Below are 19,617 nucleotides of genomic sequence, written 5' to 3'. Positions count from 1 at the left end.
AAGTCAACCCACGGGGGACGAATGCACCCGGCAGTTGCCTTTTGGCCGCAGGGCGTGGGAAGCACGCGCCATGAGCGAAAAGCGCATGCTCCTGGTCGCCGCGGCGGCCCTGGTGGACATCGACGGACGGGTGCTGATCTGCCAGCGGCCCGAGGGCAAGCAGCTTGCCGGCCTCTGGGAGTTCCCGGGCGGCAAGGTCGAGGCCGGCGAGACGCCCGAGGCCTGCCTGATCCGCGAGCTCGAGGAGGAACTGGGCATCAAGGTGAGCCACGCCTGCCTCGCGCCCTTCGTCTTCGCGAGCCACGAATACGAGGACTTTCACCTGCTGATGCCGCTCTACCTCGTCCGGCGCTGGGAGGGCATCGTGACCAACCGCGAGCACAAGGCCATGGCCTGGGTGAAGCCGATCGACCTCGACAGCTATCCGATGCCGCCGGCCGACGCGCCGCTGGTGGCGTGGCTTCGGGACCTGATCTGATGCGCCAGGCGGCCCGGACCCTCAGCTTCCAGACGCCGGGCCAGGGGCTGTTCGAGATCACCCGAGAGGTGGCGGGCTGGGCCCAGGGGCAGGGGATGGCGACGGGCTTGCTCACCCTCTTCTGTCGCCACACCTCGGCGTCGCTGACGATCCAGGAGAACGCCGACCCGGACGTGCGCCGCGACCTGGAGGACTGGGTCGCCGCGGTCGCGCCCGAAAGCGCCGCCTATCGCCACCAGGACGAGGGGCCGGACGACATGCCCGCCCACCTGCGCGCCGCGCTGACCGGCGTGCAGCTCTCGATCCCGCTGATCGACGGTCGGCTGGCGCTGGGGACCTGGCAGGGAGTCTATCTCTTCGAACACCGCCGCCGGCCGCACCGCCGCGAGGTGGCGCTGCACCTGCTGGGCGACTGAGCATGCTGCGGATCCTGCTGGCGCTGGCGGCGCTGCTCGCTCCCCTTCCGGCCCAGGCGGCCTGGACGCTGGTCAGCCTACCTCGGGAGGTCACGCTGCGCGCGGCCGCGATCGACGCCGCGGGCGGCCTGCACGTCTCGGGGTTGAAGGGGACCTACGCCACGTCGACGGATCGCGGTGCGACCTGGCGCTTCAACGCGCCGCCCGAGGGGGCGGCGCTTGACTTCCGGGGCATGGCCGCCCTCGGCCAGAGGACGGTGGTCCTGATGAGCGCGGGCGACGGCCCGGCCGGCCAGGCGAAGCTGTTTCGCACGGCCGACGCAGGCAAGAGCTGGACGCTCGCGTTCGAAACCCGTTTGCCGGGCGCCTTCCTCGACACGGTGTCCTTCCGCGACGGGCGCAACGGCTTCGTGCTCGGCGACCCGATCGACGGTCGCTGGTTCCTGCTGCGCACCCGCGATGGCGGGCGTACCTGGAAGCGTCTCGCGGGGCCGGCGGTCGAGACGGGCGAGGCGGCGTTCGCGGCCAGCAACTCGGCGCTGTTCCTCGGACCTGGCCGCGAGATCTGGATCGTTTCCGGCGGACTGGCCAAGGGCCGCGTCCACCGCTCGGTTGACGACGGCAAGCATTGGACCGTCTCGGACACGCCGCTGGTCGCGAGCCAGACCGCGGGTCTGTTCGGCGGAGTCGCGCTGGGACGTGGGCGCGCCGCGGTGGTGGGTGGCGACTATAAGGACGAGTTCGCGCCCGGCCCCTCGATCGCCCTCGGCGACGGCGCCTGGATCTCGCCGCCGCATGCGGGAACGCCGCGCCTGCTGGAAGGCGTCGCAAGGCTCGACGCCCGGACGCTGATCGCCGTCGGACCGCGCGGGACCTCGGTCAGCGCCGATGGGGGAAAGACCTGGAAGCAGACCGATCAGGAGGCCTTCCACGCCATCGCCTGCCGCGCAGGGGCTTGTGTCGCCGCCGGCGGCAAAGGCCGTGTCGGTGTCTGGATAAAGGATTAGTCCAGGCTGGCCCGGCGCATCGACTTGGCGGGCTTGGTCGCGTCGACCACGCATTGGCCCGGATCGCTCATGGCGTGGACGCCCAGGCAGTAGATGTCCTCGTAGTGCGTTCCGGCGGCCGCCAGGCACTGGTGGTAGTTGAGCTTGGCGATGCGCAGGCACTGGCCGCTCTTCATCTCGCTCAGCAGCGAGCGGCCCTGGCCATCCTGACCCAGCACCGTAAGCGCCGCCAAGGCCACGCCTCGCGCCACAACCGGGCTCGGACCGCCGCGACGGCCGCCCTCGGTGATCGCCGCCGTCAGGCGCGCGCGGTCGGCGGCCTCGGGCCGGTAGCCGGCAGCCTGCTTCACCGCCGCCAGGCGCGCGGGCCCGTTCGTCAGGCGGGCCTTCGACCAAGCCTGGTGCTGCACGCTGTAGGAGGCCTTCTTCACCCGCGCGCCGGCGTCGGCGAGCGCCTCGCCGCGTCGGGCCAGGGCGGCGTTCGCCCGCTGCGCCGCGGCGGCGCCGCCCGGCAGGTCCAGCGCCGCGGACGGATCGGCGACCAGCCGGCCCGACACGGCGCGCCCCTTGGCCTTCACCCCGGCCACGAAGGTTGGCTCCTGCATGGCGGCCAGGGCGGCATAGGCGATCATGCCCGCTTCCAGTTCCCTGGGTTCGTAGCCTGCCCCGGTGCGCAGCCGCTCGGCGATCTCACCGGGGCCGGAGAAGGATGGATCGATGGCCGAGGCGCGGCGCGTATAGGCCTCGAAGGCGCTGGCCCGGCTGGCCAGCCCCCCGTCGATGCCGATGTACGGCCCCTTCTTCGGCGGCGTCCTGCTCGGCGCGGAGCCGGTGGCGCAGCCTGCGAGCGCCACCGTGGCGGCAAGGGCTAGAAGCTTGACTTTGTTCACGATCATCTGGACTCCCGCTGGCAGGAGCCCCCCGCGCCAGTGTCGCGGCCAGATGGTTGACGGAGTCTTACCCGGGCGGCGCCCAGCCGGTGAGGGTGAGGATTTCGAAGGTGGCCGGGATCCGTCCATCCTCGGCCCCGAACCGCTCGGAATAGATCGCGAACGTCCGCTGCAGCAGCGCCCGTGTCAGCGGCTTGGGATGGCGGTCGGCCAGCACGCTGGTCTCGCCCATCTGGCGGAGGTCGGCGAGCAGCTTCAGGGGGTGCTCGTAGGTGACTGTCACCTTGTCGATGTCGCTGACCGGCTGAACGAAGCCGGCCCGCTGCAGCAGGTTGGCGGCGTCCTGGGCGTCGGCGAAGGGTGAGACGCGGCTGCCGGCGCCGCCCAGGATCTCGCTCTCCGCGGCCACGAGGGACTGGCGCAGCTCGGTCAGCGTCGTCCCACCCAGGAACGCCCCGATGAACAGGCCGTCGGCCTTCAGCGCGCGGCGGATCTGGATCAGCGCGCCGACCACGTCGTTGGTCCAGTGTAGGCCCAGCGTGGAGACGATCAGGTCCAGGCTGGCATCGGCGAAGGGCAGCCGTTCCTCGTCGGCCACCACGCGCAGGCCGTCGCGGTTCGCCAGCATGCGGTGCGAGAGGTCCGCCTCGATGAGGGTTTCCACCCGGCCCGGCGCCTCCTCGGCCAGCGCCTGTGCGAAAGCGCCGGCCCGCGCGGAGAGGTCGACGGCCAAGCTGAAAGTGCGCAGGATGGGGGCTAGGCGCTCGGCGACATCATGGGCCGCCCGGCGCTGGAGGAAGTCGGCGTTCGCATAGGCCCGGGCCGCGCGGTCCAGGCGCTTGCGGTGCAGGACGCGGTCGAAGAGGAGCGGGGGCGCGGACATGGCCGCGGAAGATGGCGATTTCGCCGCCAGTTGGAAGCCCCGACTGCAGACCGCCTGGCGCATGGCGCTGGACATGCTGTTCCCGCCGCAGGCGCTGGACGGCGGGCCGCGGCCGCTGGCGGGCGGTTTCTCGGCCCACGCCTGGAGCCGCATCCGCTTCCTCGACGGCCCGGTCTGCGACGGCTGCGGGACGCCGTTCGAGTTCGACATCGGGTCGCGATGCGCCGCCTGCCTGGCCAAGCCCCGCGCCTTCGACGCCGCGCGGGCCGCCTGCCTCTACGACGAGACCTCCCGCGACCCGATCCTGAAGCTGAAACACGCCGACCGCCTGGACCTCGCCCCCATGCTGGCCCGCTGGATCTCGCGCACGGCTCGCGACCTGATCGAGGAGGCCGACGCGATCGTGCCGGTGCCGCTTCACCCCCTGCGCCTGCTGCATCGCCGCTACAACCAGGCCGCCGAGATCGCCAGGCCGTTGGCCGCTCTGACCGGGACGCCCTACCTGCCTGACGCCCTGGTCCGTCGCCGCGCGACCGCCACCCAGGCAGGGCGGTCAGGTTCGGGCCGCAAACGCAACGTCGCCGGCGCCTTCGAGGCGCCCGATCCGCGCAAGGTGCAGGGCCTGCGCATCCTGCTGATCGACGACGTGCTGACGACCGGCGCTACGGCGGAAGGCTGCGCGCGGGCGCTGAAGGCCGCCGGCGCCGCCCGCGTCGATTTGGCCGTTGTCGCGCGGGTTCAGGCGGCCGCCGGACTCACCATATGAACCTTAACCAGGATGTGTTCCGTTAGAGCGCCATGAGCCAACCCGTCACCATCTACACCAAGCCGTTCTGCCCCTACTGCATCCGCGCGCTGACGCTGCTGGAACAGAAGGGCGTCGAGTTCACTGAGATCGAGGCCGCCTTCGATCCCGACAAGCGCCAGGAGATGATCCAGCGCTCGGGCGGCCGCGCCACGTTCCCGCAGATCTTCGTGGGCGACCGGCACATCGGCGGTTGCGACGACATGATGGCGCTGGAACGCGAAGGCCGGCTCGACCCGCTGCTGCAGGCGGCCTAGCTCGGGTATAGGGCGTTCATGAAGATCGCCCTGGTCCAGACCCGTACGCCTGCGAGCCACGCCGCCGCGCTGGCCCACGTCCTGCCATTGGTGCGCGAGGCCGCGGCCGGCGGCGCACGGCTGATCGTGACGCCCGAGGGCGCCAACATCCTGCAGAAGCATCGCGAGACGCTGCTCCCGCAGCTCACCTCGCTGGCCGACGATCCGGTGGTGAACGGCCTGCGCCAGGCGGCGCGGGAGCTCGGTGTCTGGATCGTCATCGGCTCGGCCCTGGTGCTGCGCGAGGACGGCAAGGTCGCCAACCGCCAGGTTTTGATCGATCCCGAGGGCGCGATCGCCGCCACCTACGACAAGCTGCACATGTTCGACGTCGATCTGCCGACCGGCGAGACCGCGCGGGAGTCCGAGACCTACGAGCCTGGCGACCGGGCGGTGGTCGCCGATGTGGACGGGACCAAGCTGGGCCTCACGATCTGCTACGACCTGCGCTTCCCGGCCCTGCACCGCGCGCTCGCGGTCGCCGGCGCGACGGTCATCACCATCCCGGCGGCGTTCACCCGCCCGACCGGCGAGGCCCACTGGGAGGTGCTGATGCGCGCCCGCGCCATCGAGACCGGATCGTACATCCTGGCCGCCGCCCAGGGCGGTTTCCATGAGGACGGCCGCGGCACCTGGGGCCGTTCCATGGTCGTGGAGCCCTGGGGCCAAGTCATTGCAAAGCTTGACCATGACGAACCCGGCGTGCTTCTGGCCGACCTCGATCCGGCCGCGCCTGCCAAGGCGCGGGCGGCCATCCCCGTGCTGACCAACGCGCGGGCATTCACAGGCCCCTGAAACGCTACCGATGATCCGCTACGCCCTCGCCTGCGACCACGACCACGAATTCGAGGGCTGGTTCGGCTCGTCCACGGACTTTGATGATCAGCAGAGCCGCGGCCTGCTGGAATGCCCGATGTGCGGCTCCAAGCAGGTGCGCAAGCAGATCATGGCGCCGGCCGTGGCGGGCACGAAGCGCACGGTCCGCGAGGTGGCGCCCGCCCAGATGCAGCAGATGATGATGGAGGCCGCCGGCCGCATCCGCGCGCACGTCGAGGAGAACTTCGATGACGTCGGCGACGCCTTCGCCGCGGAGGCCCGCGCCATCCACGAAGGCAAGGCCGAGGATCGCGGCATCTATGGCCAGGCCTCGCCCAAGGAAGTCCGCGAGCTCATGGAAGACGGCGTCCCGGTCGCCCCTCTGCCGCCCGAGCCGCTGAAGAAGTCCCATCTGAACTGACGCGCGCTTGCGGCGCGGTCGGCTTCCCGGCAATCTCGGATTGCATCAGGTGGGGGCCTGTCGGGGCATGAGTATCCAGCGCTTTCTCGTCGCGCTCGCGGTGGCGATGGGCGCCTGCGCCGCCGTCCACGCCGCGCCGCTGGAGGCGTACGGCAGGCTTCCGTCGATCGAGGCGGCCACCGTCTCGCCCAGCGGATCCGCCCTGGCGATCGTGACCTCCGACGGGGAAAAGCGCACGATCATCGTCCAGGACCTGACGACCGAGACGGTCCTGCTGAGAGGCTTCGTCGGCGACCAGAAGATCCGCAACGTCCAATGGGCCGGTGAAGAGCACCTGCTGGTCACGACGTCCATGACCGCGACTTCGTTCGCGATCCGTGACGGCCGGCGAGAATGGTTCTTCGGCAACGTCATCGACGTGAAGGCCAAGAAGATCCGGCCGCTGATGGGCGCATCGAAGAAGGCGGACTTTCAGTCGATCATCGGCTTCCCGGTGGTTCGGATCGTGGCCGGCAAGCCCTTCATCTTCGCTCGGGGAATCATCTTCTCCGGCCCGCGCGGGTACGTATCCCTGTTTCGGATCGACCCCGCGACCGGGGTGAACCGGCTCGTCGAACAGGGCGCGGCCGACACGATCAACTGGCTCATCGACGCCGACGGCGAGCCCATGGCCCGCGAGTTCTACAACCCAGGATCGGGCGAATGGGCCCTGAAGATCCGTTCCGGGGATGGGTGGCGTGACCTCGCGTCCAAAACCGCGTTGCTCGACCGCCCCTATCTGCTGGGCATGGGCCGGACGGCGACCTCCGTCCTCTACGCCGACCGTGACGAGGAGGACCGCTGGGTCTGGAAGGAGGCTTCGCTGGATGGCGGGCCGGTGCGCGAGATCGCGGCGGCGGTCGACGATCAGGCCACCGTGCGATCCGTGGACGGCCGCCTGATCGGCCAGTACGCCCTGGCTGGCGACGACGCCGCGTACGTCTTCCACGACCCCGCCGATGCGGAGGCATGGAAGGCGGTCGCCGACGCCTTCAGCGGTTCCGTGCTGGGCCTGCAATCCTGGTCGCTGGACCGCAAGAAGATCGTGATCCTTGCGGATTCCCCCACGGAGGGCCCGAGCTTCGTCCTCGTCGACCTGGCCAACCGGCAACTCACGCGGATTGGCGGGCAGTACGCAGGGTTGCAGGCCGCCGATGTGGCATTCCGCACTCCGGTGCGGTTCAAGGCAGCCGATGGACTGCCCTTGAGCGGCTACCTCACATTGCCGCGCGACAGGCCGGCGAAGGACCTGCCCCTGATCGTCTTCCCGCATGGCGGCCCCGCTGTACGGGATACCCCGGGGTTCGACTGGTGGGCCCAGGGCATGGCCTCAAGGGGCTACGCGGTTCTGCAGGTGAACTATCGAGGCTCCGCCGGACTGGGGCAGCCCCTTCTGGAGGCCGGCTACGGGCAATGGGGCCGCAAGATGCAGACCGATCTCTCGGACGGGATCCGGCATCTGGCCAGCCAGGGCACGATCGATCCCAAGCGGGTCTGCATCGTCGGCGCCAGCTACGGCGGCTATGCGGCCATGGCCGGCGCCACGATGCAGCAAGGGGTGTACCGTTGCGCCGTCGCGGTCTCGGGCGTCTCGGACCTTCGCCGGATGGTCGACGGGGGACCGCCGGGCGCGCAGCGATACTGGAAGCGGTTCATGGGCGTCGGCGCGCTGGGTGATCCGGCGCTGGCCGACATCTCGCCGGTCACCCATGCTGGGGAGGCGGCCGCGCCGCTCCTGCTGATCCACGGCCGGGACGACACCGTCGTACCGTTGGAGCAAAGCCGCATCATGGCTGACGCCTTGCGCGACGCGGGCAAGCCCGTCGAGTTCATCGTCCAGGACGGCGAGGATCACTGGCTCTCGCGCGGCGACACGCGGCTCCAGACACTCACCGCCACCATGGCCTTCGTCGAGAAGTACAACCCGGCGAACTAGAAGCTCGAGGTCAGGCCCAGCGACATGATGTAGCCCTGGCCCTTCACCCGGCCGTCGAGGCGCGTGGTCACCGACGCCGGCGTGCCGGGGTAGAAGACCGTGTCGTGCCGCACGCTGCTGGGCGCGAAATCGATGTAGGCGGCGGCGACGTCCAGGGTCAGTCGGTCATTCAACTTGGCGCTCGCGCCGGCGCCGTAGAGCCAGCGGTCGCCGTCGGGCACCCGGGCGGTGCGTTCGTCGTCCGGCGTCGGCGTGGGGTCGTACTGAACGCCGGCGCGGAGGGTCAGGCGGTCGTTCACGGCGTAGTCCACGCCCACCCCGCCGGAGGTCACGTCGTTGTAGTTCTGTGCGAGGACCTGCGGGCCGGCGGGCGTCTTCACGTCGATGGCGTCAAACTCGCCCCAGCCCACGCGCTGCACCTGGCCGTTGAGCGTCAGCCGGTCGGTCAGGGCGTAGCGCGCGCCGACGGTGGCGATCCAGGGCGTCGAGAAGCTGGCCGAGGCCGGAGCGTTCGCATTGCCGCCGGCGAGCGGTCCCAGCAGCCCGCCCACGAAGACGTCGCCCTTCAGCTTGTGGTCGATCGAGGAGCGGTAGCTGGCGCCCAGTGTCAGGCGGTCGAAGTGCGCCTGCGCGCCCACCGTCCAGCCGAAGTCCCACCCATCGCCGCCGAGCTGGGTAAGCCCATCAGGCAGCAGGGGCGAGAGGTTCGGCGAGGCCGTCGACAGCTTTGCGTCGGCGTACTCGGCGCTGACGCCCGCGCCCAGGTCCAGCCAATCGGTCACCTTCATCGCGCCCGTGAGTTGCACGTCGGCGCTGCTCAGCCGCGACTCAAGGGCGTCGTACCGGGCCCAGGCATTGCGGCGGTACTTGGTGGTGAAGTTGTAGGGCGCCGCCATCGAGAGGCCGATGGCGAAGCGGTCGCCGATCGGCGTGGCGATGGCGAAGTTCGGGACCACGCCGTCCTGGATCGGCTTGAACGCCCGCGGCTCGCCGCTGACGGGGGCCGTCGTTCCGCCCGGATAGGTGATGGTCGAGCCCGCGTTGGCCACGTCAGCGTCCACAAGCACCGCGTGGGCGGCCACATAGGCCTGGCGCGGCGAGCGGGCGATGGCGGCGGGGTTCCACCACAGCGACTGGACGCCGGAATCTGCCACTTCCCCGGAATACGCCCGGCCCGCGCCGCGGACCGACTGCTCCTGCAAATAGAAGCCCGCCGCGTGGGCGGAGGAAGCGAAGGCGGAGACCGCCGCGCCGGCGAGGAGGAGGGTGGCGAAGGTGCGCATGATGGCCCCAGATAGGTGTGCGGGGCGTGAACCCGCAGCTATCCAAAGGTGTTGCTTCTGTCGGCCGGTCGACCGACGCAATTCCGCGCCGGGACGCCTTGTGTTGCCAATCGGCCACACTACATCGGGTCCATCGACGCCTGCGCTTGATCAAGGCGGGGGTCGGTAATCCGCCTATCGAGGGGACCTATGAACATCGACATCTATTCCGACCGCGCCAAGCAGGCGATCCAGTCGGCCCAGAGCCTTGCGCTCGCGCGGCGGCATCAGCAGCTCGCGCCCGAGCACATCCTGAAGGTCCTGCTGGAGGAGCGCGACGGCCTCACTGCCTCGCTGATCCAGAGCGCGGGCGGCCGGCCGCCCGAGGTCGACAAGGCCGTCGAGGCCCTGCTGGCCCGCACGCCCAAGGTCGAGGGCGGCTCGGGACAGCTCTACATGAAGCCCGAGACGGCACGCGTGTTCGCGGAGGCCGAGCAGGGCGCCAAGACGGCGGGCGACGCCTTCGTCACCACCGAACGCCTGCTGATCGCCATCGCCAAGGAAGGCGGCGAGGCGGCCAAGGTGCTCAAGGACGCGGGCGTCACGCCCAAGGGCCTGGAAGACGCCGCCGTGGCCGTCCGCAAGGGCCGCACCGCCGACAGCGCCTCGGCCGAGGAAGGCTACGACGCGCTCAAGCGCTATGCCCGCGACCTGACCCAGGCCGCCAAGGACGGCAAGCTGGACCCGGTGATCGGCCGTGACGAGGAGATTCGCCGCACGATCCAGGTGCTGAGCCGCCGGACCAAGAACAACCCCGTCCTGATCGGTGAGCCCGGCGTCGGCAAGACCGCCGTGGTCGAGGGTCTGGCCCAGCGGATCGTCAACGGCGACGTCCCCGAAGGCCTCAAGGACCGCAAGCTGCTTTCGCTCGACATGGGCGCCCTGATCGCCGGCGCAAAATACCGCGGCGAGTTCGAGGAGCGGCTGAAGGCCGTGCTCAACGAGGTCACGGCGGCCGAAGGCTCGATCATCCTGTTCATCGACGAGATGCACACCCTGGTCGGCGCCGGGAAGTCGGACGGGGCCATGGACGCCTCGAACCTGCTGAAGCCGGCCCTCGCGCGCGGCGAGCTGCACTGCGTGGGCGCCACCACGCTCGACGAGTACCGCAAGCACGTCGAGAAGGACGCCGCGCTCGCCCGGCGCTTCCAGCCTGTCATGGTGGACGAGCCCTCGGTGGAAGACACCGTCTCAATCCTCCGCGGCCTGAAAGAGAAGTACGAGGTCCACCATGGGGTGCGCATCTCGGACAGCGCGATCGTGGCCGCCGCGACGCTCTCGAACCGCTACATCACCGACCGATTCCTGCCGGACAAGGCGATCGACCTCGTCGACGAAGCCGCCAGCCGCGTACGCATGGCGGTGGATTCCAAGCCCGAGGAACTGGACGAGATCGACCGCCGCATCGTGCAGCTGAAGATCGAGCGCGAGGCCCTGTCGAAGGAGACCGACGCGGCCTCCAAGGCCCGGCTGGAGAAGCTGGAGGAGGAGCTCGACGACCTGGAAGGCCAGTCGGCCGAGATGACCGCACGCTGGAAGGCCGAGAAGGAGAAGGTGTCGTCCGCCGCCCAGGCCCGTGAGGCCATGGACCGGCTGAAGGCCGAACTGGTCGCCGCCCAGCGCCAGGGCGACCTGCAGCGCGCCTCCGAGATCGCCTATGGCGAGATCCCCAACCTGGAGAAGCGCCTGGCCGACGCCGAGGCGGCCGAGGGCCAGGACGAGCAGATGACCCCAGAGGTCGTCGACGCCGAGCAGATCGCCGCCGTGGTCAGCCGCTGGACCGGCGTTCCGGTCGAGAAGATGCTGGAGGGCGAGCGCGACAAGCTGCTGCGCATGGAGGATGGCCTGCGCAAGCGTGTGGTCGGCCAGGAGGAGGCGCTGGTCGCCGTCTCGGACGCCGTGCGCCGCGCCCGCGCCGGCCTGCAGGATCCGAACCGGCCCATCGGCTCGTTCCTGTTCCTGGGCCCGACGGGGGTCGGCAAGACCGAGCTCACCAAGGCCCTCGCGGAATTCATGTTCTCGGACGAGCACGCGATCACGCGCCTCGACATGAGTGAGTACATGGAGAAGCACTCGGTGAGCCGGATGATCGGCGCGCCTCCCGGCTACGTCGGCTACGACGAAGGCGGAGCGCTGACCGAGGCGGTCCGCCGCAGGCCGTACCAGGTGGTCCTGTTCGACGAGGTCGAGAAGGCCCACCCGGATGTGTTCAACGTGCTGCTGCAGGTGCTGGACGACGGCCGTCTGACCGACGGACAGGGCCGCACGGTCGACTTCCGGAACACGCTGATCATCATGACCTCGAACCTGGGCTCCCAGTTCCTGGCCGAGCTCAACGACGGCGAGGATGTGGAAGCCGCCCGACCCGCGGTGATGGACGTGGTGCGCCACCACTTCCGGCCCGAGTTCCTGAACCGGATCGACGAGATCATCCTGTTCAAGCGCCTGGGCCGCTCGGAGATGGACGGCATCGTCCGCATCCAGCTCCAGCGGGTGGAAAAGCTGCTGGCCGACCGCCGGATGAACCTGTCGCTCGACGACGCGGCCCTGCATTGGCTGGGCGATCGCGGCTACGACCCCGTCTACGGGGCCCGGCCGCTGAAGCGGGTCATCCAGAAGGAGCTGATCGACCCGATCGCCCGGAAGCTATTGGCGGGAGAGCTGGAGGACGGGGCCGTCATCGACGTGCACCCGGGCGACAACGGCCTGTCGATCGGCCGCGTCAAGGTCCACTGAGACCGGGAGCGCCCGCCGGGAGACCGGCGGGCGTCTTTGCTAGAGGGTGAGCGGCGTCGTGCGACCGCCGCGGACCACGATGCGCTTCATCAGCGCCACGGTCTGGCCGGAGCCGACCACCGGCTTCACCACGGTGATTGCGTACCACGCGCCGTCGGGCAGCCCTCCGAACGCGAACTGGTCCGCGTCGTCGCAGGTGGTGCGCTTCACGAACGGCCCGGCGTCGCCGGCCGGCGCGCTGGGCGTGCGGGCGCGCACCTCGTCGGCGGGCAGGGCGGCCGCCTGGGTTGAGCCGTACAGCGCCGCCATCCGGCGGCTGGACCAGCGGGTCTCCGGCGTGAGCACCACCGCCGCCCCGGCGCAGGTGTAGCGCGTGGCGCCCTGACGATAGGTCACGCGGCCGGCAATGATGTTGGCGCCCGGCCGCTGCGACCAGGCGAAGTCCTGCGCCGAGAAGTTGACGCTGCCGGTCATCGGCGGCGGAGGGGGCGGCGGGGGCCGGGAGGAGCCGCCGGGCGGCGGCGGACCCAGGCTGGGCGCGCAGGCCGAGACGAGAAGGGCCGCGCAGGCGGCGCTGAGGATCGGAAGGCGGGGGGCGAGCATGATGATCATCTTATAGGCGAATGCGTCCAAAGCTTGCCAGCCTTGCCGGACGCAAGCGGCTTGACCGAAGGCCGAACCGTCATCTTAACCTGTGCGCGTCGGGGGGCAGCATCGAGGAGGTGGCCCATGGCCCATAAGTTCGAGATCTACAAGGACAAGGCCGGCGAGTTCCGGGTCCGGTTCAAGTACAACTCAGAAGTCATCTTCTCGACCGAAGGCTACGCCTCGAAGTCAGGGGCCAAGGACGCGATCGAGAGCATCAAGAAGCACGTCGGCGCCGCTGAGATCACCGAGGCGGAGTAGGCTTAGTCATCCCCCCGCGGCCGCCCACGCATCGACTTCACGGTCGAGCGCTTGGCCTTGCCTTCCAGGCGCTTGAGTTTCGAGGCGTAGGTCGGCCGGGTCTTCTTGCGCGGCGGCGGCGGGGGCTTAGCCGCCTCGCGGATGAGGTCGAGCAGACGCTCGACGGCGGCCTGCCGGTTCATCTCTTGGCTGCGGTGCTCCTGCGCCACCAGCACCAGCACGCCGTCCATGGTCAGGCGGTTTCCGGAGAGCTTGTAGAGCCGCGCCCGCACCGGCTCCGGCAGCGCCGGCGACCCGCGCACGTCGAACCGCAGCTCGATGGCGGTCGAGACCTTGTTTACGTGCTGCCCGCCGGGTCCTGACGCGCGGACGGCGCGCACCTGAACCTCGTCGTCGTCCAGCCACAGGCTCTGCGTCACCTCGATCGGCATTAGCCCAGGCCCTCGGGCAGCCAGCGGTGCCGCGTCGCGCCGTTCACGGCCTGTGAGGGGCCGGGGAAATCCGGATCGGCGAATGCGCCCAGGGCGACGGCTACACGCTCCGGCATCCGCAGGGCCTCCCACCAGACCGTCGACCCGCAGGCGGGGCAAAAACGGTGGACGACGTCGAAGCCGCTGTCCGACGGCCGGCGATAGACGCTTGCCTCGCCGCCGACGCTGACCGCCTCGCGCGGGAAGAACACCGCCACGCCAAACGGCCCGCCGGTGCGCCGCTGGCAGGCCGGGCAGTGGCACAGCGACACCTTGGCCGGCTCGCCCCGGCAGGTCGCCGTGAGCTGGCCGCAGGCGCAGGTGGCGGTGCGTTCGATCATGGCAATCGAATGCCACGGTTCGGGCTGGCCGACGAGACGTCCTGCATGGTACAGCGACGCCATGCGTTCGTTCGCGCTCCAGCTCGTAAACCTTCTTCCGACCGCCTCCGGCGGGCCGGTGAGGAATGTCGTGCGCTAGGGATCGAAGCGACCGCAGACCGAACACCAGCCCCGCCGGGATCCGGACGGGGCTTTTTCATAGGCCCCATCCGTCCCCGCCCAGGAGAAGGACCGATGGACCCACCACCCGACATAACGATCCGCGCCATGGAGCCTGCCGACATCCCCGCGGTCGCCGATGTGCTGAACCAGCCGCGCGCGGTCTGGGGCACGCTGCAGCCACCCTTCGTCTCCGTCGACGCCCGCCAGAAGCGCCACGCCGAAAATGGCCCGAACGACGCGGGCCTCGTGGCGCTGATCGAGGGGCGGATCGTGGGCTTCATCGGCCTGCATCGCGACCGCCCGCACCGGCGCAGCCATGTGGCCGGACTGGGCATGGCGGTCCACGACGCCTATGCCGGCCGCGGGGCCGGTCGGGCGCTGGTGGCCGCTGTCGTCGACCTGGCCGAGAAGTGGTGGAACATCCGCCGGCTCGAACTGAACGTCTACACGGACAACCACCGCGCCATCGCGCTCTACGAACGCTTCGGCTTCGAACGCGAGGGCGTGCACCGGGCCTATGCCTGGCGCGACGGCGCCTATGTGGACAGTCTCAGCATGGCGCGGGTGCGACTGTGACCCTGCGTCTCCCCTGCCTTCCCTTGACCTTCCCGCAAAAAAACGCTTCACACCCCCGGCTTTGCTGCGCTGCCGTTGCGCGGATGCAGCAGGTTTCATTGTCCTAGGAGAACAATCATGCGCGTCTACTACGACCGCGACGCCGACATTTCCCGCATCCTGGACAAGAAGATCGCCATCGTAGGCTATGGCAGCCAGGGCCGGGCGCATGCGCTGAACCTCGTCGACTCTGGCGCGAAGAACGTCGCCGTGGCGCTGAAGGCCGGATCGGCCACGGCGAAGAAGGTCGAGGCCGACGGCCTGAAGGTCATGACCGTGGCCGACGCGGCCAAGTGGGCCGACGTGCTCATGGTGCTGGCCCCCGACGAGCTGCAGCGCGGCATCTACAACGCCGAGATCGCGCCCAACATCCGCGACGGCGCCGCCCTGCTGTTCGCCCACGGCCTGAACGTCCACTTCGGCCTGATCGAGCCGAAGTCCACCGTCGACGTGCTGATGGTCGCCCCCAAGGGGCCGGGCCACACCGTGCGCGGCGAGTACCAGAAGGGGGGCGGCGTGCCCTGCCTGATCGCGGTGCACCACGACGCCACCGGCGGCGCGATGGACCTGGGCCTGGCCTACGCCTCGGCGATCGGCGGTGGCCGGTCGGGCATCATCGAAACCAACTTCCGCGAGGAATGCGAGACCGACCTGTTCGGCGAGCAGGCCGTGCTGTGTGGCGGCCTGGTCGAACTGATCCGCGCCGGCTTCGAGACGCTGGTCGAGGCGGGCTACGCCCCCGAGATGGCCTACTTCGAGTGCCTGCACGAGGTGAAGCTGATCGTGGACCTGATCTACGAAGGCGGCATCGCCAACATGAACTACTCGATCTCCAACACGGCCGAGTACGGCGAATACGTCACCGGCCCGCGCATCGTCACGGCCGAGACCAAGGCCGAGATGAAGCGGGTGCTGGAGGACATCCAGTCGGGCCGCTTCGTGCGTGACTTCATGCAGGAGAATGCGGTGGGCGCGCCCAGCTTCAAGGCCACCCGCCGTCGCGGTTCGGAACACCAGATCGAGGAAGTCGGCCAGCGCCTGCGCGCCATGATGCCCTGGATCACCAAGAACAAGCTGGTCGATACCGCCCGCAACTGAGCGCGCGGCGAAGCCGCCCACTCATCCTCGCGGACGCGAGGATCCAGACTTTGGAACGGCCTGGGAGCGATCCCGGGCCGTTTTCATATCGCTCCACGGGAAATGTGACGCTTCCGATCCTCGCGACACGCCGCTGTCATCGACTCGACGCAACCTCTGTCGTAGCTGGCCGTTGCTGTCACAGTTGGGAGGCGGCGCATGTACCTGATCCGGATCTTGTTGAAGTTCGCGGGCCTCGGCCTGCTGGTCGGCCTCGACCTCGTGCGGCCGAGCCGCCCAGAATACCGCCTGCCGGCTCGCTGGCTGGCGCGGTAGCCTTCGCCTAGTCAATCCAGCGCAAGGCGCGCCGGAACAATCCGAGCGTCTGGCTGTGCAGCGCCTCGCCGGTCGCCCGCTCGGCCTTGCCGGCCGCGGCGCGGGCGTGGGTGCCCTCCAGGATGATCCCCAGCTTGTAACAGGCCAGGACGCCGTACCACCGCATGCGGGTCAGGTCCCGCTCGGTTTGGCCGCCATAGCGGTCCACCAGTTGGTCGGCGGTGGGGAAGCCATTCCAGGGCTTCACCGAGACGTTCCCCGCCTCGCCGCCTTCGGTCTCGGGCCAGGTGGCCATGAGCCAGCCGAGGTCCAGCAGCGGATCGCCGATCGTGGTCAACTCCCAGTCGACGATGGCCGCGAGCTGCGGCCCGTCCGGCCGGTAGAGAACATTGGCCAGGTGGTAGTCGCCGTGGATGATCCCCGGCCTGAAGCTCGTGGGCGTCCGCGCGGCCAGCCAGGCGCCGACCTCGTCGATCCCGGGGATCTCACCCGGGCCCGCCCAGCCTTCATACTCGGCGTAGCTGTCGAGCTGCTTCTTCCAGCGGCCCACCTGGCGCTCCAGGAACCCCTCGGCCTTGCCCAGGTCGGAGAGCCCGCGCGCCACATGGTCCACCCGCCCCAGCGCCGCGATCCCGTCCACCAGCGCGAAGCCCATCTCGCGGCGCACCTCCGAAGAGCCGGCGTGCAGCGGCGGCAGGCCCACAGTCGGGTTGAAGCCGTCGATCGGCTCCATCAGGTAGAAGGCCGCGCCCAGCACGTCCTCCTCCGGACAGGCGGCGATCAGGCGCGGGTGCGGCACGTCGGTGTCGGCGAGCGCCGCCAGCACGCGGGCCTCGCGCCGCATGGTCTCGCTGCCGTTCATCCGCGGCGACATCGGCGGGCGGCGCAGCATGAACCAGCGCTCGCCGCGCCGGAACCGGATCAGGATGTTCTGCGTGCCGCCCGGCGGCCGCTCGGCCGCCTCGATCGGCCCTGCCTCCAGTCCGCGGTCGTCCATCCAGGCGGCCAGCCGGTCCAGGTCGACCAGGTTGCGCCACGCGGCGAGGGCGGGGTCGGCTGCGCTCATAATTCGCCTCCAGATTGACGCACCGCCCAGTTGACGTGGGGGCACGATTGCGGCCGCGATTTCCGCGACTTAGCCTTCCATCACGAGCAAGCGCCTTGCAGGAGGCCGCCATGGCCGAAGGCTTCATCCTCGAGATCGAACAGCAGGTTGGCCAACCGGTCGCCGCGGAACGCAAGCCCCGCCGGACCGCGCGGTGAGCCCTGCCGAGGCCTATGCCCGAGATGGCGTCGTCCACCTGCCCGGCGCGCTGGACGCCACGGCCCTGGCGCAGGCCCGGGCCGCCTACGACTGGAGCCTGGCCAACCCCGGCCCGCTGGCCTCGAACATCCGCCAGGCGAGCGACGCGACGTTCTACCAGGACCTCTATAATCCCGACTGCCTGACCGGCTATCGGCCCATGCTCGAGAGCTCGCCGATCCCGGCGATCGTGGCCGACCTGTGGGGCGCCCCGGACGTCTGGTTCATGTACGAGCAGGTGTTCCTGAAGGAAGGCGGCGAGGCCCGCCGCACGCCCTGGCACCAGGACTCGTCCTATCTCGCCGTGGCGGGAGAACACCTGGCGGTCGCCTGGATCACCTTCGACCCCTGCGCGCGGGAAGACTCGCTGGAGGTCGTGAAGGGGTCGCACCGCGGCCGGCTCTACAATGGCTCCCGTTTCGACCTGGAGGACGACACCGCGCCGACCCATCCGACTCCCTGCCGCGACTGCCCGACATGGAGGCGACGCGCGAGGCGTGGGACATCGTCGCGTGGCCGGTGGAGCCTGGGGATCTGGTGATCTTCCATCCGAAGCTGCTGCACGGCGGCGCGCCGACCCACGCAGGGGCGCGGCGCCGGACGCTGACGCTGCGGTTCTTCGGCGAGGACGCCGTGTACGATCCGCGCGAGGGCGGAGCAGGCCCGCGGGTCAAAGGCTTCCATGAGCGGATGACCGCGGGCGAGCCGTTCCGGGATCCGGGGTTCCTGAAGTTGCGCTGAGCCGCGGTGTGCGGAGGACCGGGCGCGGACGTTCCGCCGGCCCTGTCCTCCAGGATGCTACCGGCTGGTGACGAGACGCCGGGGCCGCGGCATGCGCGGAACCAGCATCGGCGTGCGCCGGCGATAGTCGACGTAGGTCTGGCCGAACGCGTCGACTAGGTCGCGCTCCTCCAGTTGGATGGCGATCAGGATGTAGGCCGTCGTCATCACCGCGAAGACCAGGTGCGCCACCGTCATGGTGGGCGTGGCCCAGAAGATCACCAGCCAACCGACGTAGAGCGGATGACGCACCAGCTTGTAGAGGCTCGGGGTGTAGAACTTCGGCGGGATATAGCCGTCCCCGTTCAGCCGCCGCCAGACCTGGCGCAGGCCGAACAGGTCGAAGTGGTCGATCAGGAAGGTCGAGTACAGCAGCAGGGCCCAGCCCAGGCCGTAGATGATCAGGAGGCTCAGGCGCACCGCGCCCTCGGTCTCCCAGACCACGCCGCCGATCGGCGACCAGAACCAGAACAGGGCCGCCATCGCCAGCGAGGAGACCAGAACATAGGTGCTGCGCTCGACCGGCTCGGGCACGATGCGGGTCCACCAGCGCTTGAACGCCGGACGCGCCATCCCGCTGTGCTGGACCGCGAACGCAGCCAGGAGGCCGAGGTCGATGCCCAGCGCTTCGGTCAGCGGGCGGTTGGGCGCCGCGTCGAGGCTCGTCGGCGTGCCGAAGCCGACGACGAAGCCGATCGCATAGACGAACACGGCGAGGAACAGGGCGTAGCAGACGACGCCATAGATCAGGGTGAAGATGCGGGACACTTGGTCCTCCTTGTCATGGGGGCGCGTGGCAGCGGGCCCCGGACGTGGTCCGGGACCCGTGCTGCTCCGCGTGATGGGCCGTGCTCACCGCGCGGCGGCGCGGATCGGGCGGCCCGCGATGGCGGCTTGTCGGGCGTAGACGGCGATCAGCTGGTCGGCCGCCGAGCTTCGCGCCTGGGCCTGGCAGTCGCGCAGGCGGTCGGCGACGACGAGCGGTTGCGGGCCGGCCGGGGTCGGGCAGACCTTGCGGACGGCCAGGCCGACACGGTGCTCCAGCATGGTGCGACCTTCCGCGCGGGAGAGGTCGAGGTCGGCATAGCTGACGCTCACGACGCCTTGTTGGACCTCGGCCCGGGCTTGGGTCGCGGCCGCCAGGGCCAGGCAGCTCACGAAGATGGGCATCACGGTTTTCATAGCTTGTCTCATGGGAGGGTGGCCCGGCAGGCAGGACGCCTGCCGGGGCGATGGGAGGAGGCGCGACGTGTTGCGGTCGCGCGGTTTGGTTGGGGGTCAGGCCGCCTTCGCCGTCGGGGCCGGATCGGGACGAATGACGACCGTGTCGGCCAGGCCATCGATCTCTTCGGCCGGCATGCCGACGCGCGCCGCATGCTCGCGGAGGCTCGCCTCGCTGGCGGCTTCGTAGATGCAGATCGTGCCCAGCCGGCCGTCGGGTTCGGCGACGACGTAGGACCGGATCCAGCGGACCTGGTCGGCCATCTGGTTGTCGCCGATGTCGGCCGACTTGGCGGCGACGGCTTCGAGTTCGGCCGCGTTCGCCCAGGCGCTGCGGCGGCGGATTGCGTAGAGGTTCATC

Annotated in this window: 24 protein-coding genes; 14 read left to right on the top strand and 10 right to left on the bottom strand. The window is 69.9% G+C overall.

The features are described 5' to 3' along the window. Positions 1-70 precede the first annotated feature (70 nt). The 3 genes from mutT to ACODSY_RS24980 are packed head-to-tail and all read left to right on the top strand — an operon-like array spanning position 71 to position 1,901. The gene (mutT, locus tag ACODSY_RS24990) at positions 71-478 is read left to right on the top strand and encodes an 8-oxo-dGTP diphosphatase MutT (RefSeq protein ID WP_488954617.1); all 408 of its coding nucleotides are present in this window, start codon (positions 71-73) and stop codon (positions 476-478) included. Further along, positions 478-894 carry a secondary thiamine-phosphate synthase enzyme YjbQ gene (locus ACODSY_RS24985; RefSeq protein WP_488954616.1) on the top strand — a complete coding sequence of 139 codons (417 nt, stop codon included), beginning with the start codon at positions 478-480 and terminating at the stop codon, positions 892-894. The genes mutT and ACODSY_RS24985 overlap by 1 nt, the downstream gene beginning before the upstream one ends. A 2-nt stretch (positions 895-896) precedes the next feature. Beyond that, positions 897-1,901, top strand: coding sequence for a hypothetical protein (locus ACODSY_RS24980; protein ID WP_488954615.1), 1,005 nt, complete (start codon positions 897-899; stop codon positions 1,899-1,901). On the opposite strand, the gene ACODSY_RS24975 is transcribed toward ACODSY_RS24980, so the two are convergent. Both ACODSY_RS24975 and ACODSY_RS24970 read right to left on the bottom strand, forming a co-directional pair. After that, a complete protein-coding gene (locus ACODSY_RS24975) occupies positions 1,898-2,797 on the bottom strand; it encodes a hypothetical protein (RefSeq protein ID WP_488954614.1) in 900 nt (299 codons plus the stop codon). The two genes, ACODSY_RS24980 and ACODSY_RS24975, sit on opposite strands and share 4 nt — an antisense overlap. A 61-nt stretch (positions 2,798-2,858) precedes the next feature. After that, the gene (locus tag ACODSY_RS24970; protein WP_488954613.1) at positions 2,859-3,674 is read right to left on the bottom strand and encodes a methyltransferase domain-containing protein; all 816 of its coding nucleotides are present in this window, start codon (positions 3,672-3,674) and stop codon (positions 2,859-2,861) included. Here ACODSY_RS24970 and ACODSY_RS24965 point away from each other — a divergent pair. The 5 genes from ACODSY_RS24965 to ACODSY_RS24945 all read left to right on the top strand — a co-directional run bounded on the left by ACODSY_RS24965 (position 3,673) and on the right by ACODSY_RS24945 (position 7,987). Next, on the top strand, positions 3,673-4,440 hold the full coding sequence (locus ACODSY_RS24965) for a ComF family protein (RefSeq protein WP_488954612.1): 768 nt from the start codon (positions 3,673-3,675) through the stop codon (positions 4,438-4,440). The two genes, ACODSY_RS24970 and ACODSY_RS24965, sit on opposite strands and share 2 nt — an antisense overlap. A 32-nt stretch (positions 4,441-4,472) precedes the next feature. Next, a complete protein-coding gene (grxC, locus tag ACODSY_RS24960; RefSeq protein WP_488954611.1) occupies positions 4,473-4,736 on the top strand; it encodes a glutaredoxin 3 in 264 nt (87 codons plus the stop codon). Positions 4,737-4,754: 18 nt separating this feature from the next. Then, a complete protein-coding gene (locus ACODSY_RS24955; protein WP_488954610.1) occupies positions 4,755-5,570 on the top strand; it encodes a carbon-nitrogen hydrolase family protein in 816 nt (271 codons plus the stop codon). 10 nt (positions 5,571-5,580) lie between these two features. After that, positions 5,581-6,012, top strand: coding sequence for a DUF1178 family protein (locus ACODSY_RS24950; protein ID WP_488954609.1), 432 nt, complete (start codon positions 5,581-5,583; stop codon positions 6,010-6,012). A gap of 67 nt (positions 6,013-6,079) precedes the next feature. Then, complete coding sequence (locus tag ACODSY_RS24945) at positions 6,080-7,987, top strand: alpha/beta hydrolase family protein (RefSeq protein WP_488954608.1); 1,908 nt, start codon at positions 6,080-6,082, stop codon at positions 7,985-7,987. Here ACODSY_RS24945 and ACODSY_RS24940 read toward each other — a convergent pair. Next, positions 7,984-9,270, bottom strand: coding sequence for an OmpP1/FadL family transporter (locus tag ACODSY_RS24940; RefSeq protein WP_488954607.1), 1,287 nt, complete (start codon positions 9,268-9,270; stop codon positions 7,984-7,986). The genes ACODSY_RS24945 and ACODSY_RS24940 overlap by 4 nt on opposite strands. 189 nt (positions 9,271-9,459) lie before the next feature. On the opposite strand from ACODSY_RS24940, the gene clpB reads away from it, so the two are divergent. Next, positions 9,460-12,045, top strand: coding sequence for an ATP-dependent chaperone ClpB (gene clpB, locus ACODSY_RS24935; RefSeq protein WP_488954606.1), 2,586 nt, complete (start codon positions 9,460-9,462; stop codon positions 12,043-12,045). A gap of 39 nt (positions 12,046-12,084) precedes the next feature. Here clpB and ACODSY_RS24930 read toward each other — a convergent pair whose 3' ends face one another. Next, positions 12,085-12,657 carry a hypothetical protein gene (locus ACODSY_RS24930; protein ID WP_488954605.1) on the bottom strand — a complete coding sequence of 191 codons (573 nt, stop codon included), beginning with the start codon at positions 12,655-12,657 and terminating at the stop codon, positions 12,085-12,087. A gap of 117 nt (positions 12,658-12,774) precedes the next feature. Here ACODSY_RS24930 and ACODSY_RS24925 point away from each other — a divergent pair, with 117 nt between their 5' ends. Beyond that, a complete protein-coding gene (locus ACODSY_RS24925) occupies positions 12,775-12,951 on the top strand; it encodes a YegP family protein (protein ID WP_488954604.1) in 177 nt (58 codons plus the stop codon). A gap of 2 nt (positions 12,952-12,953) precedes the next feature. Here the strand turns inward: ACODSY_RS24925 and arfB are convergent, their stop codons facing one another. Both arfB and ACODSY_RS24915 read right to left on the bottom strand, forming a co-directional pair. Continuing rightward, positions 12,954-13,382: an alternative ribosome rescue aminoacyl-tRNA hydrolase ArfB gene (arfB, locus tag ACODSY_RS24920; protein ID WP_488954603.1), complete on the bottom strand. Its 429-nt coding sequence runs from the start codon at positions 13,380-13,382 to the stop codon at positions 12,954-12,956. Continuing rightward, entirely contained in the window at positions 13,382-13,762 is a 381-nt protein-coding gene (locus ACODSY_RS24915; RefSeq protein WP_488954602.1) for a GFA family protein, read from the bottom strand. The genes arfB and ACODSY_RS24915 overlap by 1 nt, the downstream gene beginning before the upstream one ends. A 234-nt stretch (positions 13,763-13,996) precedes the next feature. On the opposite strand from ACODSY_RS24915, the gene ACODSY_RS24910 reads away from it, so the two are divergent. Both ACODSY_RS24910 and ilvC read left to right on the top strand, forming a co-directional pair. Then, positions 13,997-14,500, top strand: a complete 504-nt coding sequence (locus tag ACODSY_RS24910) for a GNAT family N-acetyltransferase (RefSeq protein ID WP_488954601.1) — start codon at positions 13,997-13,999, stop codon at positions 14,498-14,500. Positions 14,501-14,617: 117 nt separating this feature from the next. Continuing rightward, complete coding sequence (gene ilvC, locus ACODSY_RS24905) at positions 14,618-15,637, top strand: ketol-acid reductoisomerase (protein WP_488954600.1); 1,020 nt, start codon at positions 14,618-14,620, stop codon at positions 15,635-15,637. A 322-nt stretch (positions 15,638-15,959) separates the two neighbouring features. On the opposite strand, the gene ACODSY_RS24900 is transcribed toward ilvC, so the two are convergent. Continuing rightward, positions 15,960-17,018, bottom strand: coding sequence for a phosphotransferase family protein (locus ACODSY_RS24900; RefSeq protein ID WP_488954599.1), 1,059 nt, complete (start codon positions 17,016-17,018; stop codon positions 15,960-15,962). A gap of 193 nt (positions 17,019-17,211) precedes the next feature. Here ACODSY_RS24900 and ACODSY_RS24895 point away from each other — a divergent pair, with 193 nt between their 5' ends. Both ACODSY_RS24895 and ACODSY_RS24890 read left to right on the top strand, forming a co-directional pair. Continuing rightward, the gene (locus ACODSY_RS24895; RefSeq protein WP_488954598.1) at positions 17,212-17,796 is read left to right on the top strand and encodes a phytanoyl-CoA dioxygenase family protein; all 585 of its coding nucleotides are present in this window, start codon (positions 17,212-17,214) and stop codon (positions 17,794-17,796) included. Further along, a complete protein-coding gene (locus ACODSY_RS24890) occupies positions 17,733-17,996 on the top strand; it encodes a phytanoyl-CoA dioxygenase family protein (protein ID WP_488954597.1) in 264 nt (87 codons plus the stop codon). Before ACODSY_RS24895 ends, ACODSY_RS24890 begins: the two co-directional genes overlap by 64 nt. Before the next feature lie 57 nt (positions 17,997-18,053). On the opposite strand, the gene mddA is transcribed toward ACODSY_RS24890, so the two are convergent. The 3 genes from mddA to ACODSY_RS24875 all read right to left on the bottom strand — a co-directional run bounded on the left by mddA (position 18,054) and on the right by ACODSY_RS24875 (position 19,616). Further along, positions 18,054-18,803, bottom strand: coding sequence for a methanethiol S-methyltransferase (gene mddA, locus ACODSY_RS24885; RefSeq protein ID WP_488954595.1), 750 nt, complete (start codon positions 18,801-18,803; stop codon positions 18,054-18,056). 84 nt (positions 18,804-18,887) lie between these two features. After that, the gene (locus tag ACODSY_RS24880) at positions 18,888-19,205 is read right to left on the bottom strand and encodes a UrcA family protein (protein WP_488954594.1); all 318 of its coding nucleotides are present in this window, start codon (positions 19,203-19,205) and stop codon (positions 18,888-18,890) included. 108 nt (positions 19,206-19,313) lie between these two features. Further along, positions 19,314-19,616 carry a nickel-binding protein gene (locus ACODSY_RS24875; RefSeq protein WP_488954593.1) on the bottom strand — a complete coding sequence of 101 codons (303 nt, stop codon included), beginning with the start codon at positions 19,614-19,616 and terminating at the stop codon, positions 19,314-19,316. Between the last annotated feature and the right edge of the window lies 1 nt (position 19,617).

Source organism: Phenylobacterium sp. FG114, from assembly GCF_057809855.1.
The sequence above is the reverse complement of the archived record's forward strand: the minus strand, read 5'-3'. Positions and strand labels throughout refer to the sequence as shown.